Below are 13,456 nucleotides of genomic sequence, written 5' to 3'. Positions count from 1 at the left end.
TTACCAGGGCAGGCGCTCGCCCTGGTAACTCAAGAAGCTGCCACTGTCCTCGGCCTGCACGCGGTCCAGCACCGCCAGCATTTCTTGCGCGGCCAGGGCTGGCGCGCGGCCGATCTCGTCGCCGCGAAACGGGCGTGACAGGGCTGAGCTGACTGTGCCTGGGTGCAGAGCAATCAGGGCCGCGCCGGGCAGGCTGCGTTTGGCTTCGATGGCGGCGGTCTTGAGCAGCATGTTCAGGGCAGCCTTGGACGCCCGGTAGCTGTACCAGCCGCCCAGTCGGTTGTCCTCGATGCTGCCCACCTTGGCCGAGAGCAGGGCCAGCACGCTGCGCTGCTTGTCCATCAGCGGCAGGAAGTGCCGCAGCAGCAGGGCCGGGCCGAAAGTGTTGACCAGGAAGGTGGCCTGCAGCTGGGCGTAGCTGAGCTCGCCGAGCTTTTTCTCGGGCATGAAGTCGGCGCTGTGCAGCAGGCCGGCGGCGTTGATGAGGATGTGAAAGGGCGCCTGTTCACGCAGGGCTTGCGCGGCCGTGGCGATGCTGGCCTCGTCGGCAAAGTCCAGGGCTGGCGCGGACTGCCGGTGCAGGCCGATGACGCCCGCGCAGCGCGGGTCGGCTTGCAGCTGGGCCTCAAAGGCCGCGCCCAAAGCGCCCGAGGCGCCGATCACCAGGGCGCGGTAGCCCTCGGGCAGGCTGGCCATGCCCTGGAAAGGGGCGACGTCGCTCATGCCAGCCAGCCCTGGCGCCAGCGCTCGCTGTCGCGCAAGTCGCGCCAGGCCAAGCGCTGTACGCGCTTGGACAACACCGCCTCCAATTCGATCCACTCGACCGGGCCGGGCTGGCCGCTGGGGCCAATCTCGGGCGCGATGACGCGGCTGACCATGAAATGACGCTCGCGCTGCTGCGGCTGCAACGCAGTCCATTTGCTGTGCAGCAGCTTCTTGGGGTGCAGGGGCGGGGCGGGGTGTGGGGATGACATGGGCTGCAGCCTAGCCCAAGCGTGGCCACGCCGCAGCGCCGGCCGGCAATGCCCGACCCGGGCCCCGGCGCATCCCGAGGTGGCCAGCTCCTCGATCACTTAGAACCGGACAATCGTGGCCGTCATTGCCCGGAGCGCCGCTGCCCATGTCTCTCTCTTCTCTCGCCCCCGTGGCCATCGTCGGCGCCGGCCTGGCCGGTTTGTCTTGCGCCCAGGCCTTGCAGGCGGCCGGCGTGCCCGTGCAACTGTTCGAGAAGAGCCGAGGCCCGGCTGGGCGCATGAGCACACGCCGCGGCGAGGGCTGGCAATGCGACCATGGCGCCCAGTACTTCACCGCCCGCGACCCCGAGTTCCGCGCCGAGCTGGCGCGTTGGCAGGCGGCTGGCGTGGCTACGCCCTGGCAGCCGCGCCTGCGCGTGTTCGGCCCCAGCCCAGCGGAGCGCGGGAAGAGTGAGACGGAGCGCTTCGTCGGCTTGCCGCAGATGACGGCGCCGGCGCGCTGGCTGGCGCAGTCCTTGCCGCTTCATGTCCAGGCCACTGTGCAAGGCCTGCAGCGCCGCGCCGATGGCGCCTGGCAGCTGCAGCTGGCCGAAGCCGAGCATCAGGCGCTGGCCGCGCAGGCCTTCGCCGCGGTGCTGCTGGCTGTGCCCGCGCCGCAGGCCGCGCCCTTGCTGGCCGGCCACAGCGAAGCCTTGCGCGCCCGTGCCGCTGCCGCCCGCATGCGTGGCAGCTGGGCGCTGATGCTGCGCTACGAGCAGGCGCTTGACCTGGATTTCGATGCCGCCTTCGTCAACCAGGGGCCTTTGCGCTGGGTGGCTCGCGACAGCAGCAAGCCGGGCCGTGCGCTGGCGGGCAGCGGCGAAACCTGGTTGCTGCATGCCGAGGCCGAATGGAGCGAGGCAAATCTGGAGCTGACGCCCGAACAGGCCAGCGAGCCCCTGCTGGCCGCTTTTGCCGAGCTGGGTGGCCGTGCGCCCGATCAACTGGCCGTGCATCGATGGCGTTATGCCGACAGCGCACCGCCCCTGACCCTGGGCTGCGACTGGGATGCGGCCGCCGGCCTGGGCCTGTGTGGCGACTGGCTGATGGGCGGCAAGGTCGAAGGTGCCTGGCGCAGCGGCCGAGCCCTGGCCCAGGCCCTGCTCAACGCCCGGGCCGCATCGCTTACTTCTTGATCGTCAGCTCGTCGTGGATGCTGTGCACGCCCTCGACGGCGCGTGCCACGGCGATGCTGCGGTCGATCTGGGCCTGGTTGTTGACGAAACCGGTCAGGCGCACATCGCCCTTGAGGGTGGTGACCGAGATGTCAAAGCTCTTGACCAGGGGTTCATTGAGCAGGGCGGTCTTGACCCGGCTGGTGACGATCACATCGTCGGTGGTCTGACCGACCGAGGCGGACGGGCCCTTGAGCGCCAGATGGTTGTCGACCGAACTCACACCCACCACCGCGGTGGCAATGCGACCGGCCAAGTCAATCTGGCTTTGCTGATCGGCATGGCCGCTCAGGATGACTTCGCCCTTGCGGGTCTCGACATCGATGCTGAGGCTCTTGATGCTGGGGTCTTCGAGCAAGGCGGTCTTGATGCGGGTGGTGATCACCGTGTCGTCGATCTGGTTGCCCACCGAAGTCGTGGGCGTGACCGGCGTCTCGGGCGCCCGGTTGCAGGCGCCGAGCAAGAGCAAGAGCGAGGCGGCGACGGCCGCGGGTACGAGGCGGCGTGCCGCGAGGGGGGGTAGAGCGTAGGTCATGGGGTCCATCCTGGTGGCTGAGCGTGAGTGCGCTTGAATGTGGCGCGGACCCGGGCTGGCGTCGGTACGCCAGCGCACCGGCAGGGCACGGGCCATCAGGGCGAACCCGGGTGCCGGAGGCGACGCCCCGGCTCACAATCAGTCGTAACAATTTGCTGGCAGGGTCGGTGGCTCCGGCCCGCCAGCCGGGGGAGCCCGCCATGACACAGATGCCAGCGCCTGCCGCCGAGACCGAGCGTCTGGCCGCGCTCTACGCCCTGGAGGTGCTGGACAGCCCACCCGAGCCGGAGTTTGACGCCCTGGTGCAGGCGGCCGCCCTGGCATGCGCGGCGCCGGTGGCGCGCCTGGCCTTGGTGGACGCGCAGCGGGTCTGGTTCAAGGCCGGCGTGGGCCTGGCCGATGTGGGCGAGCTGCCGCGCGAGCTGACCTGTTGCGACATCGCCATTCTGGGCAGCGATCTGTTCGAGGTGGCCGATGCGGCGCTGGACCCGCGTTTCGCCGACAGCCCGGTGGTGCGCGGCGGCCCGGGGCGCCGCGGCCTGCGCTTCTATGCCGGCATGCCGCTGCGCTTGCGCGATGGCCATCTTGTCGGCACTTTGTGTGTGCTCGACCATGAGCCACGCCGGCTCAGCGAGGCGCAGGCCGGCGTGCTGCGCTTGCTGGCCGTAGCGGCTGCGCTGGCACTGCAGGGCCGGCGTACCGAGCTGGATGCCCGGGCCAATGCACGCGAGCTCGCGCGTCGCGAGGTGTGGTTGCGGACCCTGAGCGAGTCCTCGCCCTTGGGGGTGTTTGGCACCGACCCGCAGGGCGAATGCAGCTATACCAACCCGCGCTGGCAGCAGATCTACGGCCTCAGTCTTGCTCAGAGCCTAGGGCGGGGCTGGCCGGCTACCTTGCATCCGGACGATGCCGGGCGCGTCCTGGCCGAATGGCAGCGCTGCGCCAAGGAACTGTGCGAATTCGACCAGCAATACCGCCTGCGCCGGCCTGACCGCAGCGAACGCCATGTGCATTCACGGGCGCGGCCGGTGCTGGGGCCGGATCAGCAGCTGCTCGGCTTCGTCGGCACGGTCGAGGATGTCAGCACGCAGGTGCAGATGCAGGCGCGGCTGAAGTCCAGCGAGGAGCGTCTGGCCGTGGCGGCCGACAGCGGCCAGATCGGTATCTGGGAGTGGGACCTGAGCAGCGGCTATCTGCATTGGGACGCCTGGATGTACCGGCTGTACGGCCTGTCGCCGCCGGCCCCGGGCAAGGAGGGGCTGAACGGTTACGAGCTCTGGACTCGCCACATCCACCCCCAGGACCTGGCAGACGTGCATCAAGCGGTGCTGCAGGCCATCGAGGGCAGCCAGCCCTTTCTGATCGAGTTCCGCATCGTCTGGCCGGACGCCAGCATCCATCATCTGCGCGCCTCCGGCCGCGTCATCCGCGATGGGCAGGGCCGCGCCCTGCGCCTGGTCGGCTGCAACTGGGACCTGACCGAGATGCGCCGCTTGGCGGCCGAGCTCGCCGAACAGCTGGCCGCCGAGCTGGCCGAGCAGCATGAGCTGCTGCGGGTGACCCTGCGTTCGATCGGCGATGCCGTCATCACCACCGACGCCCGCGGCCGCGTCCAGTGGCTGAACCCGGCCGCCGAGCGCATGACCGGTTGGCGCGGCGAGGCGGCTTTTGGCCGGCCGCTGGAGCAGGTCTTCCATGTGGTCCACGAGCTCAGCGGCGAGCTGGTCGAGAACCCGGTGGCGCGCTGCCTGGCCACCGGTGAGCCGGCCGGCCTGGCGGGCCAAGCCCAGCTGATCGCTCTCGACGGCCGCCGCTTGGGCGTGGCCGATTCGGCCGCACCGATTCGCAATGAGCGCGGTGAACTGCTCGGCGCGGTGCTGGTCTTTCACGACGTCACCGAACAGCGACGCCAGGCCGGCGAGATGAGCTTCCGGGCCAGCCACGATCTCTTGACGGGCCTGATCAACCGCAGCGAGTTCGAACAGCGCGTGCGGGCCGCCTTGGAGCAGGCGCAGGCCTCGCAGCCACAGGCGGCGCCCGCCCAACATGCGTTGATGTGCATCGACCTTGATCAGTTCAAGGCGGTCAACGACGCCTGCGGCCATGCCGTCGGCGATCTGCTGCTGCAGCAGGTGGCGCGCCTGCTCTTGGGCGTGGTGCGCAGCCGCGACAGTCTGGCGCGCCTGGGCGGGGACGAGTTCGCGGTGCTGCTGGAACATTGCCCGCCGCTGCAGGCCGAACGGGTGGCGCAACAGATCTGCGAGCGCATGGAGGCGTTTCAGTTCATCCATGACGGCCGGCGTTTTGCCGTCGGCGCCAGCGTCGGCCTGGTGCCGCTCGATGCGCGCTGGAGCCACCTTGACCTGGCCATGAAGGCGGCCGATGGCGCTTGCTATGCCGCCAAGCAGGCCGGTCGCAACCGCGTCCATGTCTGGCAGGACAGCAATGCCGCCGCCGCCGCTCGCGCCGGCGAGCTGCAGTGGAACGAGCGCATCGCCCGGGCGCTCAGCGAAGGCCGCTTTGTGCTGCACGGCCAGCGCATCGAGGACCTGCACCAGGCGCAGGAACGTGTGTCATTGCGGCCGGGGCACCGCCTGGCGCCCGGCCATGTGCGTGCTGAAGTGCTGCTGCGCATGGTCGGAGAGCCGGCGCCGGCGGGCGACCCGCTCTTGCTGCCCGGCGCCTTCCTGCCCGCAGCGGCGCGCTTCCAGCTGGCGGCGCAGATCGACCGCTGGGTGCTCGCTGAAGTGGTGCAGCGCTTGCAGGCCTTGCTGCCGCGCAGCGTGGGCGAGCTGAGCATCAATTTGTCGGAGCAGGCCATCGGCGACCGTGCCTTCCATCGCTGGGCGCTGGAGCTGCTGCAAGAGGCCGGGCCCGAGGTCTGCCGCCAGCTCTGCTTCGAGATCAGCGAGCACACCGCCGTGGCCGGCCTGGCCGACGCCGCCCTGTTCCTGGAGCAGGTGAGGGCTCTGGGGGCCAGCGCGGCTCTTGATGAGTTTGGCGCCGGTGCCTCGGGCTTCGGCTATCTGAAGAGCTTGCCGCTCGACTATCTGAAGATTGCCGGCCAGTTCAGCCGCGACCTGGCCGAAGATCCACTCGACGAAGCGGCCGTGCGCGCCTTTGTCGACGTGGCCCAGATCATCGGCCTGCGCACCGTGGCCGGCTGTGTCGACAGCGCTGCCGCGCTCAGCCGTCTGAGTGCGTTGGGAGTGGATTTCAGCCAGGGCTATTTGCTGCACCGGCCGGTCGCCCTGGAGCAGTTGCTGCAGGCTCCAGGCAGGGCATGAGGGGACAAAAAGCCCGGCGCGCGTGATAACACAGTAAAATCCCAGGTTCGATCCACGACCCACCCTGCCGCAGCCGCTCAAAGTCTGTGCGGGCGGCGGCAGTGGATTGGTGGGCAAGACCCCGGGTTTTGCAGTTTTTTCCGATTTCTTTTTCCGTACCGGAGCCATCATGGGCAACAAAATCATCACCGAAGCCGCAGCACGCGCCACTCCCCGTCCCGCCGCTCCCAAGGGCGTGACCTTCACTGCCCCGCACGGCCAGAAGTCCAGCCTGGAGCGCGGCGCGCACACCCGCAGCAAGAAGAACCCGGGCAAGCGCCCCAGCAGCGGCGGCTGAAGCCCCGTGGCCGAGGGAGCCAGGTCTTGCTTGCAATGACTGACGGCCCCTTCTGCGCTGACAACAGGCCCTTCCTCCCGGTGGGGCCTGTGTTTTTTTGAGCCGCACATTTTTGCCCTGCGCTCACCCTGAACCACCCCAAGACACCATGCTCCGCATCACCGAACTCCGCTTGCCGCTGGACCACGCCGAAGACGCTTTGCGCCCGGCTGTTTTGCAGCGCCTGGGGCTGCAAAGCGATGCGGCGCTGCTGGGCTTCACCGTTTTCAAGCGCAGCTATGACGCGCGCAAGAAGTCGGCCATCCAGCTGATCTACACCGTCGACTGCGAGCTCAGCGACGAAGCGAGCTTGCTGGCCCAGTTCGCCGGCGACCCGCACATCAAGCCCACGCCCGACACCGGCTACAAATTCGTCGGCCATGCGCCGGCGGACTTCTTCAACGGGGGCGAGCGCCCCCGGCCTGTGGTCATCGGCTTCGGCCCCTGCGGTATCTTTGCTGCCCTGATCCTGGCCCAGATGGGCTTGCGCCCCATCGTGCTGGAGCGCGGCAAGCAGGTGCGCGAGCGCACCAAGGACACCTGGGGCCTGTGGCGCGAGCAGCGCCTGAACCCCGAATCGAATGTGCAGTTCGGCGAGGGTGGCGCCGGCACCTTCTCCGACGGCAAGCTCTGGAGCCAGATCTCCGACCCGCGCCACCTGACCCGCAAGGTGCTGACCGAATTCGTCAAGGCCGGCGCGCCCGAAGAGATCCTGTTCGTCAGCAAGCCCCACATCGGCACCTTCCGCCTGGTCAGCATGGTGATCAAGATGCGCGCCGAGATCGAGGCTCTGGGCGGCGAGATCCGCTTCGAGCAAAAGGTCAGCGATGTGCGCATCGAGAAGGGCGCCGATGGCAGCGAGCACATCCGCGGTGTGACGCTGGAGTCGGGCGAGCAGATCCGCACCGACCATGTGGTGCTCGCCTTGGGCCACAGCGCCCGCGACACCTTCACCATGCTGTATCAGCGCGGCGTGTTCATGGAGGCGAAACCGTTCTCCATCGGCTACCGCATCGAGCATCCGCAAAGCGTGATCGACGCGGCCCGCTTCGGGCCCAACGCCGGCAACCCCATCCTCGGCGCAGCCGACTACAAGCTGGTGCACCACGCCAAGAACGGCCGCTCGGTCTACAGCTTCTGCATGTGCCCGGGCGGCACCGTGGTGGCCGCGACCAGCGAGCCCGAGCGCGTGGTCACCAATGGCATGAGTCAGTACTCGCGCAACGAACGCAATGCCAATGCCGGCATCGTCGTCGGCATCAGCCCGCAGGACTACCGCCAGGACGGCAAGCACGAAGGCCCGGTCAGCCCGCTCGATGGCATGGCCTTCCAGCGCATCTGGGAAAGCCGCGCTTACGAGCTCGGCGAGGGCGGCTATCTGGCGCCGGGCGCCCTGGTCGGCGATTTCATCAAGCGCCAGCGCTCCAAGGTGCTGGGCAATGTCGAACCCAGCTACAAGCCCGGCGTGACCCTGACCGATTTGCAGCAAAAAGGCCGCGGCAGCCTGCCCGAGTACTGCCTGGACGCGATCCGCGAGGCCTTGCCCGCGTTTGAGCGCCAGATCAAGGGCTTCTCGCGCCCCGACGCTGTGCTCACCGGCGTCGAAACCCGCACCTCCTCGCCCCTGCGCATCACCCGCGGCCGCGACTACCAAAGCCTCAACATCAAAGGCCTCTACCCCGCCGGTGAAGGTGCCGGTTATGCCGGCGGCATCATGTCGGCCGGTGTCGATGGCATTGAGGTGGCGGAGGCGCTGGGCGCGGCACTGTTGGCCCAGGCCTGAGCTGCCGCTCCGGCAGCTACGCACCGGCGCCAGCTCAGCTCAGTCCGGCTTGGACGGCCGGGCCCGCTCCCGGTAGAACGCGTCGATCTTGCTGCCGTAGTGGCGGCGGGTTTCGGGGCTCAGCAAGCCTTCGACCGCCTCGCGCAGAAAGCGCGCGCCGGCCGGTGTGCCCAGCACCCGGTCGACTTGTTGCAGAGCGGCCAAGCCCCAGGCGTTGCGGGGGCAGGCCATGGCGCCGATCATGCCTTCGTCGGCACCCTGCACAGGCAGGGTCAGGAGCTCAGCCTCGCTGTGGATGCGGGGGGCGCTGCGCTGGATGGCGTCGTTGTCGGGCGCGCGCAAGCGCAGCATGAAGTTGAAGTCGAGGGTGTAGTCGGCCCGGTCGGCTCGCACCATGTTCAGCAGCTTGTCGGCCGCGCCGGCATGGGCGTAAAGCGAGACCGCATTGGGCTTGGGGGGCTGCTTGAGCAAGGCGTCGAGGTGCTGGCCGTAGCTTCGTCCTTCGAACAAGGCGCCGCGCAGGCTGGTGTCGGCCAGCAGGCGGGCCAGGTCCACCTCGCCGGCGCTGTTGCGCGGCAGGCGCTCCAGCCGGTCACGGCGCACGATCAGCTGTGGCGGCGGCACCCACTGGGCGTCGATGAAGTAGGCCACGGCCTCGCGTTCGGGCGTGCGCAGGGCTGCTGGAATGCAAACCGGCTCGCCAAGCGCCAGCAATTGCCAGCTGCGCTTGCTGTTGGCCACCAGGCTGCGGTGTTGGACCTCGGGCATGCGCTCGCTCAGAAACCCCACGAGTCGGTCGGAGAAGCCCAGGCTGCGGCCCGGCCCCGGGCCGGCGACCTTGCTGTCGGGCATCAGCCAGGTGATCTGGTGGACCTCAGGCTCGGCCACTCGTTCGGCCAAGGCCACCCGGGGCGCCGCGAGTGCGGATTCGCCAAGGCCCATGGCCAGGGCGCAGAGCAGGGATGCCAGCCTCGTGGCCGCTGTTGAGCCTGAAGACCGAAGGAAGCGAAGGGGGCGGACTGCGCGAACAGAGGCGAAACAAGCAGTAGCAGCAGCGGTAGCAGGGCGAGGCACAGGATTCACACGAGACAGTCGGAGCCGGGCAGCCGCTGCACCAGCGTCGGGCCCACAAAAACCAGAAAACGGCACACGGGGCGAACACAAGCTCCAGCGCCTGGAGCGGCCCCACTCCGGAGACGACCTAGCCTCCGAGGCGGAGCGAGCATAGCGGTGGGGTTCCGGGCTTGGGCTCAGGGTTTTGCCGCGCTACTGCGCATTTGTGCGCAACGCGGAAGGGGCGGGTGATGCGCGGGTCGGTCGACAGCCTTCAGGCCGCCGCATCCACCATGAGGTCGATCAGCTCTTTGACGAATTCCAGCGCCTCTTCGGGCGTGGCGAAGTAGTACTCGCCGCCGAGGTCGGCGACATCGCCTTCGGGGCCTATGTGCACCACCGCCCAGCCCTCCGCGCCGCCGCCGATGGCGCAGACACCAAAGCTGCCCGGTGCCAGCTCTTTGGCCGAGCCGGCCGTGACGAAGATGTCTTTGTTTTGGTGCGAGTAATAGCGTTTCACACCGGCATTGTCGCTGTGGATGCGGCAGGGGCTGCAGCAGCTTCGGCGAACAGCCAGTCGCGGAAGGCCATGAGCTTGGGCGGCAAGCGGCCTTCACCGCGATGTACGAGGTGGTAAGCCAAGGGCCTGCGACAGCTCAGGTCAGGAAAGAGCCGCAGCAAGCGGCCTGCAGCCAGGTCATCGTGGGCCATCACGCTGCGGGCCAATGCCACGCCCTGGCCCTCCGCGGCCGCCTGCAGGACCGCCGCGGAGTTGTTGATGCTCAGGCCACGCAGGGGCGCGGTCGCGCCGGCAACGCCCATTTGCTGCAGCCAGCGCTCCCAGCTCGGGAAGTCGGCATGGCCGTCCATGGACAGGTCATGGATCAGCACCTGGCCGAGCAGATCGGCCGGCTGGCGTAAGCGCTCCGGGGCCTGCGCCATGAGGCGCGGTGAGCACACCGGATAGATCTCCTCGTCCATCAGCTTCTCGGCCTGCAGGCCAGGCCAGCGACCGGCACCGTAGCGGATGCCGAGGTCGATGCGCTGGGCGATGAAGTCGACGGGCTTGTGGCTGGTGTCGAGGCGCAGCTCGATCTCGGGCCAGGCGGTTTGAAAGCGCTCGATGCGAGGCAACAACCATTTGGCGGCGAAAGCCGGGCTGCAAGTCACCGTCAGCGCGCCGCGGCCGGGGCTCGCGTCCTGAAGGTGGGCGAGGCCGCTCGCCAGGCGCTCGAAGCCGGCGCGAATCTCGGGCAAGGCCTGTTCGGCCGCTTCGGTCGGGATCAGCCGGGTGCGCCCGCTGCTGGCGCGCTGGAACACCGGCATGCCCAGCCAGTCCTCCAGCGAACGCACCAGCTGACCGACCGCGGCCGCCGTGACATGGAGCTCGGTGGCGGCGGCCGAAAAGCTCTGGTGGCGAGCGCTCGCCTCGAAGGCGCGCAAGGCATTCAAGTGGACAGGCAGCTTCATGATCGAAAACTTTTTCTATCTCGTTGCTGAGGTTTTTATGGTTTGTGGGCGTGGCCTCGATTGCCAAGAATACGCCCATCTTGTCGTTGTTTCGCTTTTATGCGGCCTGGCGAGATCACAGAGTCAGCTTGGGTCTACAGAAAGTATTTCTTGTTCTGTGGCCAAGCTCAAGCCGAGCTCGTACTTTCCTCTTTATTCAAATTCAAGCATTGGAGTTTTCAGATGAGCAAGCCAGAGTTCGAAGGCAAGAAGCTGTGCGTCGTGGGCGGCAGCAGCGGCATGGGTTTGGAAGTCGCCCGCCAGGTGCTGGTCGCTGGCGGCAAGGTGCTGATCGTCGGTCGGCGCCCCGAGAAGACGGAGGCGGCGCGCCAGGAGCTGGCCCGCCTGGGCCCGGTCAGCGCTTTGAATGCCGATCTGGCCAGCCCCGCCGGAACCGCGGCGCTGATCGAAACCCTGAGGGCCGAGCATGGTGATATCGACCTCCTGGTCAACGCCGCCGGGGTGTTTGCCCCCAAGCCCTTTCTCGAGCACCAGCTGGCGGATTACGAGCGATACATGAGCCTGAATCAGGCCACCTTTTTCATCACTCAGGCGGTGGCAGCGCGCTGGGTCGAGACGCAGCGGCCCGGTGTCATCGTCAACATCGGCTCCATGTGGGCCCGGCAGGCGATTGCGGCGACGCCGTCCTCGGCCTACTCCATGGCCAAGGCCGGCTTGCATGCGCTGACCCAGCATCTGGCCATGGAGTTGGCGCCGCATCGCATCCGCGTCAACGCGGTGTCGCCGGCGGTGGTGCAGACGCCGATCTACGAAAGCTTCATTCCCAAGGCCGAGGTGGCGAGTACCTTGCAAGGTTTCAACAGCTTCCACCCGATTGGGCGGGTGGGCACGCCGCAGGACGTGGCTGAAGTCATCACCTTCTTGCTGTCAGAGCGCGCGGCCTGGGTCACCGGAGCGATCTGGGATGTGGACGGCGGTGTGATGGCCGGGCGCAACTGAAACCGCCGTGTGCGGGGGAGGGCCTCCTAGAATGCCGGCCTGATCCAACTCGGGGAGGCCCGCAAGCATGAAAGCAATCTGGAACGGCGTCGTGATCGCCGAAAGCGATGACACCGTGCTGATGGACGGCAACCACTACTTCCCCGCCGACTCGCTCAAGCGCGAGTACACCAGCTTCAGCAACCACCGCAGCAGCAGCGACAAAGGCCAGGCTCACTACCTGAGCCTGTTCGTCAACGGTGAGATGAACGCCGACGCGGTCTGGAGTTACCCCGAGCCCAGCGAATCCGCTGCCGCCATTCGGGGGCGTTATGCGTTTTGGAAGGGTGTGGTGGTGGGGGAGTGAGGGCGTGGTGAATAGGTGAACAGGTGAACAAGTGAATGGTGAGTCGTGAATGGTGAATCGTGGAGAACACCCGGCGTTCACCTGTTCACCCGTTCACTTGTTCACCCTTCAAGTCTTCCCCCTCGGCCACAGCGCCCACAGCCGCAGCGGCTGTTTCGTGCGGCCGGCCTGGGTCTCGGCTTCGCGGCCCCAGCCCCAGAAGAAATCGGCGCGCACGGCGCCGGTGATGGCGCTGCCGGTGTCCTGGGCCATGACCAGGCGGCGCAGCGGCGAGTTGCCGCTTTGCAGGGGGTCGCCTGCTTCCAGCCAGAGCGCAGTGCCATAGGGAATGCTGGCGCGGTCCACCGCGACGGAGCGGCCTGGCGTCAGCGGCACGCCTTGGGCGCCACGCGGGCCGACATTGGGGTCTGCCAGAGGCTCTTCGCGGAAGAAGACATAGCGAGGGTTGCCCCACAGCAGTTCACGCGCCTGCTGCGGCTTGCGGCGCATCCAGTCGCGGATGCCGGGCCAGGAGGCCTCGCCCGGGCGCAGCTCGCCGCGCTCGATCAAGGCCTTGCCGATCGATTGATACGGGTGGTCGTTGTGGCCGGCGAAGGCCAGGCGTACCCAGGTGCCGCTGTCGTCGTTCGCATTGGCCTTGATGCGCAGCCGGCCCGAGCCTTGGATCTGCAGGATCAAGAGGTCCAGCGGGTCGTCCAGATAGGCCAGCTCCAGGCCGCGCAGGCGCTGGCGCTGCTCGCCCTCGAGTTGCTGGCGGCTGAAGTAGGGCCGGCGCTGCTGCAAATCGACCGGCGCTGCATGCACCGGCACCTGGTAGTCGCCCTGGGGCTTGCGCGTGGCGTCCAGCATGGGCTCGAAGTAGCCTGTCAGCAGGCCCTGGGTCTCGCCCTCGGGCGATTCGACCCGATAGGCTTGCAGATGTTGCATCAGCCAGAGCGTGACCGCGTGGTCGTCCCCTGGTGCGCTGCGCAGCGCGCGCGCGCACAGCTCGGCCCAGCCGGCGGCCGGCCGGGCGCAGCCCTGCAGCAGGGCCGGCCAGAGCTCGGCCGCACGGTCCTCGCCCCAGCCGGGCAGCTCGCTCCAGTCGACCGCCACCCAGCGCGAGCGTTCGCGCTGCAGCACCTCACGTGGCCGGCTCGGGCTGGCCGCTTCGCGTTCGGGCGTTATTTCCGCTGCGGGCAGGCGAGCCGGGGGCTCGGGCGGCAGTGGCGTGCTGGAGCAAGCGGCCAGCAGGCCTAGAATCGCGCCGGCTGCGCCCTGCCGCAGCCACTGACTCCTGGAAATCGAGGCTGCGATGGGATTGCTTTTGCTAGAGGCCTTGGGGGCCTTGGCGCTGTTCGTGTTCATCATCTGGTGGACCATGTTTTCCGGTCGCAAGGGTGGCGAGCGTCGCCTGCCGGAACAGGACGAACAGGAAAA

13 protein-coding genes are annotated in these 13,456 nt (G+C 68.1%); 6 read left to right on the top strand and 7 right to left on the bottom strand.

Annotated features, from left to right (window positions below):
* Positions 1 to 723, bottom strand: coding sequence for an SDR family NAD(P)-dependent oxidoreductase (locus ACQY39_RS00510; protein WP_428502961.1), 723 nt, complete (start codon positions 721 to 723; stop codon positions 1 to 3).
* Positions 720 to 974, bottom strand: a complete 255-nt coding sequence (locus tag ACQY39_RS00505) for a TIGR02450 family Trp-rich protein (protein ID WP_263517726.1) — start codon at positions 972 to 974, stop codon at positions 720 to 722. Before ACQY39_RS00505 ends, ACQY39_RS00510 begins: the two co-directional genes overlap by 4 nt.
* 146 nt (positions 975 to 1,120) lie before the next feature.
* Between ACQY39_RS00505 and ACQY39_RS00500 the strand changes: the two genes are divergently transcribed.
* Positions 1,121 to 2,149 (top strand): NAD(P)/FAD-dependent oxidoreductase, encoded by a 1,029-nt coding sequence (locus ACQY39_RS00500; protein ID WP_428502960.1) that lies wholly within the window; start codon positions 1,121 to 1,123, stop codon positions 2,147 to 2,149.
* Here the strand turns inward: ACQY39_RS00500 and ACQY39_RS00495 are convergent.
* Positions 2,139 to 2,723 carry a BON domain-containing protein gene (locus ACQY39_RS00495; RefSeq protein WP_428502959.1) on the bottom strand — a complete coding sequence of 195 codons (585 nt, stop codon included), beginning with the start codon at positions 2,721 to 2,723 and terminating at the stop codon, positions 2,139 to 2,141. The genes ACQY39_RS00500 and ACQY39_RS00495 overlap by 11 nt on opposite strands.
* A gap of 200 nt (positions 2,724 to 2,923) precedes the next feature.
* Here ACQY39_RS00495 and ACQY39_RS00490 point away from each other — a divergent pair, with 200 nt between their 5' ends.
* From ACQY39_RS00490 to ACQY39_RS00480, 3 genes are all read left to right on the top strand, one after another.
* Positions 2,924 to 6,010, top strand: a complete 3,087-nt coding sequence (locus ACQY39_RS00490) for an EAL domain-containing protein (RefSeq protein WP_428502958.1) — start codon at positions 2,924 to 2,926, stop codon at positions 6,008 to 6,010.
* 169 nt (positions 6,011 to 6,179) lie between these two features.
* A complete protein-coding gene (locus ACQY39_RS00485; protein ID WP_263517722.1) occupies positions 6,180 to 6,347 on the top strand; it encodes a hypothetical protein in 168 nt (55 codons plus the stop codon).
* A 148-nt stretch (positions 6,348 to 6,495) separates the two neighbouring features.
* Positions 6,496 to 8,169, top strand: a complete 1,674-nt coding sequence (locus ACQY39_RS00480; protein ID WP_428502957.1) for an NAD(P)/FAD-dependent oxidoreductase — start codon at positions 6,496 to 6,498, stop codon at positions 8,167 to 8,169.
* 39 nt (positions 8,170 to 8,208) lie between these two features.
* Here the strand turns inward: ACQY39_RS00480 and ACQY39_RS00475 are convergent, their stop codons facing one another.
* The 3 genes from ACQY39_RS00475 to gcvA all read right to left on the bottom strand — a co-directional run bounded on the left by ACQY39_RS00475 (position 8,209) and on the right by gcvA (position 10,692).
* A complete protein-coding gene (locus tag ACQY39_RS00475) occupies positions 8,209 to 9,111 on the bottom strand; it encodes a hypothetical protein (protein WP_428502956.1) in 903 nt (300 codons plus the stop codon).
* Positions 9,112 to 9,496: 385 nt separating this feature from the next.
* On the bottom strand, positions 9,497 to 9,742 hold the full coding sequence (locus tag ACQY39_RS00470) for a hypothetical protein (RefSeq protein WP_428502955.1): 246 nt from the start codon (positions 9,740 to 9,742) through the stop codon (positions 9,497 to 9,499).
* The gene (gene gcvA / locus ACQY39_RS00465; protein WP_428502954.1) at positions 9,739 to 10,692 is read right to left on the bottom strand and encodes a transcriptional regulator GcvA; all 954 of its coding nucleotides are present in this window, start codon (positions 10,690 to 10,692) and stop codon (positions 9,739 to 9,741) included. Before gcvA ends, ACQY39_RS00470 begins: the two co-directional genes overlap by 4 nt.
* 222 nt (positions 10,693 to 10,914) lie before the next feature.
* Here gcvA and ACQY39_RS00460 point away from each other — a divergent pair, with 222 nt between their 5' ends.
* Positions 10,915 to 11,691 (top strand): SDR family NAD(P)-dependent oxidoreductase, encoded by a 777-nt coding sequence (locus ACQY39_RS00460; protein ID WP_428502953.1) that lies wholly within the window; start codon positions 10,915 to 10,917, stop codon positions 11,689 to 11,691.
* Between the two features lie 67 nt (positions 11,692 to 11,758).
* On the top strand, positions 11,759 to 12,037 hold the full coding sequence (locus ACQY39_RS00455) for a DUF427 domain-containing protein (RefSeq protein WP_263517713.1): 279 nt from the start codon (positions 11,759 to 11,761) through the stop codon (positions 12,035 to 12,037).
* Between the two features lie 108 nt (positions 12,038 to 12,145).
* Here the strand turns inward: ACQY39_RS00455 and mltA are convergent, their stop codons facing one another.
* A complete protein-coding gene (gene mltA / locus ACQY39_RS00450; protein WP_428502952.1) occupies positions 12,146 to 13,384 on the bottom strand; it encodes a murein transglycosylase A in 1,239 nt (412 codons plus the stop codon).
* Between the last annotated feature and the right edge of the window lie 72 nt (positions 13,385 to 13,456).

This window comes from Roseateles sp. (assembly GCF_965262435.1).
Classification (GTDB): domain Bacteria; phylum Pseudomonadota; class Gammaproteobacteria; order Burkholderiales; family Burkholderiaceae_C; genus Paucibacter_A.
This window is presented reverse-complemented; position numbering and strand designations above follow the sequence as displayed.

What these genes read in the sequence shown, in the direction of transcription:
- ACQY39_RS00510 (WP_428502961.1), bottom strand. Translation starts at nt 723, where the DNA reads ATGAGCGACGTCGCCCCTTTCCAGGGCATGGCCAGCCTGCCCGAGGGC.
- ACQY39_RS00505 (WP_263517726.1), bottom strand. Translation starts at nt 974, where the DNA reads ATGTCATCCCCACACCCCGCCCCGCCCCTGCACCCCAAGAAGCTGCTG.
- ACQY39_RS00500 (WP_428502960.1), top strand. Translation starts at nt 1,121, where the DNA reads ATGTCTCTCTCTTCTCTCGCCCCCGTGGCCATCGTCGGCGCCGGCCTG.
- ACQY39_RS00495 (WP_428502959.1), bottom strand. Translation starts at nt 2,723, where the DNA reads ATGACCTACGCTCTACCCCCCCTCGCGGCACGCCGCCTCGTACCCGCG.
- ACQY39_RS00490 (WP_428502958.1), top strand. Translation starts at nt 2,924, where the DNA reads ATGACACAGATGCCAGCGCCTGCCGCCGAGACCGAGCGTCTGGCCGCG.
- ACQY39_RS00485 (WP_263517722.1), top strand. Translation starts at nt 6,180, where the DNA reads ATGGGCAACAAAATCATCACCGAAGCCGCAGCACGCGCCACTCCCCGT.
- ACQY39_RS00480 (WP_428502957.1), top strand. Translation starts at nt 6,496, where the DNA reads ATGCTCCGCATCACCGAACTCCGCTTGCCGCTGGACCACGCCGAAGAC.
- ACQY39_RS00475 (WP_428502956.1), bottom strand. Translation starts at nt 9,111, where the DNA reads ATGGGCCTTGGCGAATCCGCACTCGCGGCGCCCCGGGTGGCCTTGGCC.
- gcvA (WP_428502954.1), bottom strand. Translation starts at nt 10,692, where the DNA reads ATGAAGCTGCCTGTCCACTTGAATGCCTTGCGCGCCTTCGAGGCGAGC.
- ACQY39_RS00460 (WP_428502953.1), top strand. Translation starts at nt 10,915, where the DNA reads ATGAGCAAGCCAGAGTTCGAAGGCAAGAAGCTGTGCGTCGTGGGCGGC.
- ACQY39_RS00455 (WP_263517713.1), top strand. Translation starts at nt 11,759, where the DNA reads ATGAAAGCAATCTGGAACGGCGTCGTGATCGCCGAAAGCGATGACACC.
- mltA (WP_428502952.1), bottom strand. Translation starts at nt 13,384, where the DNA reads ATGAACACGAACAGCGCCAAGGCCCCCAAGGCCTCTAGCAAAAGCAAT.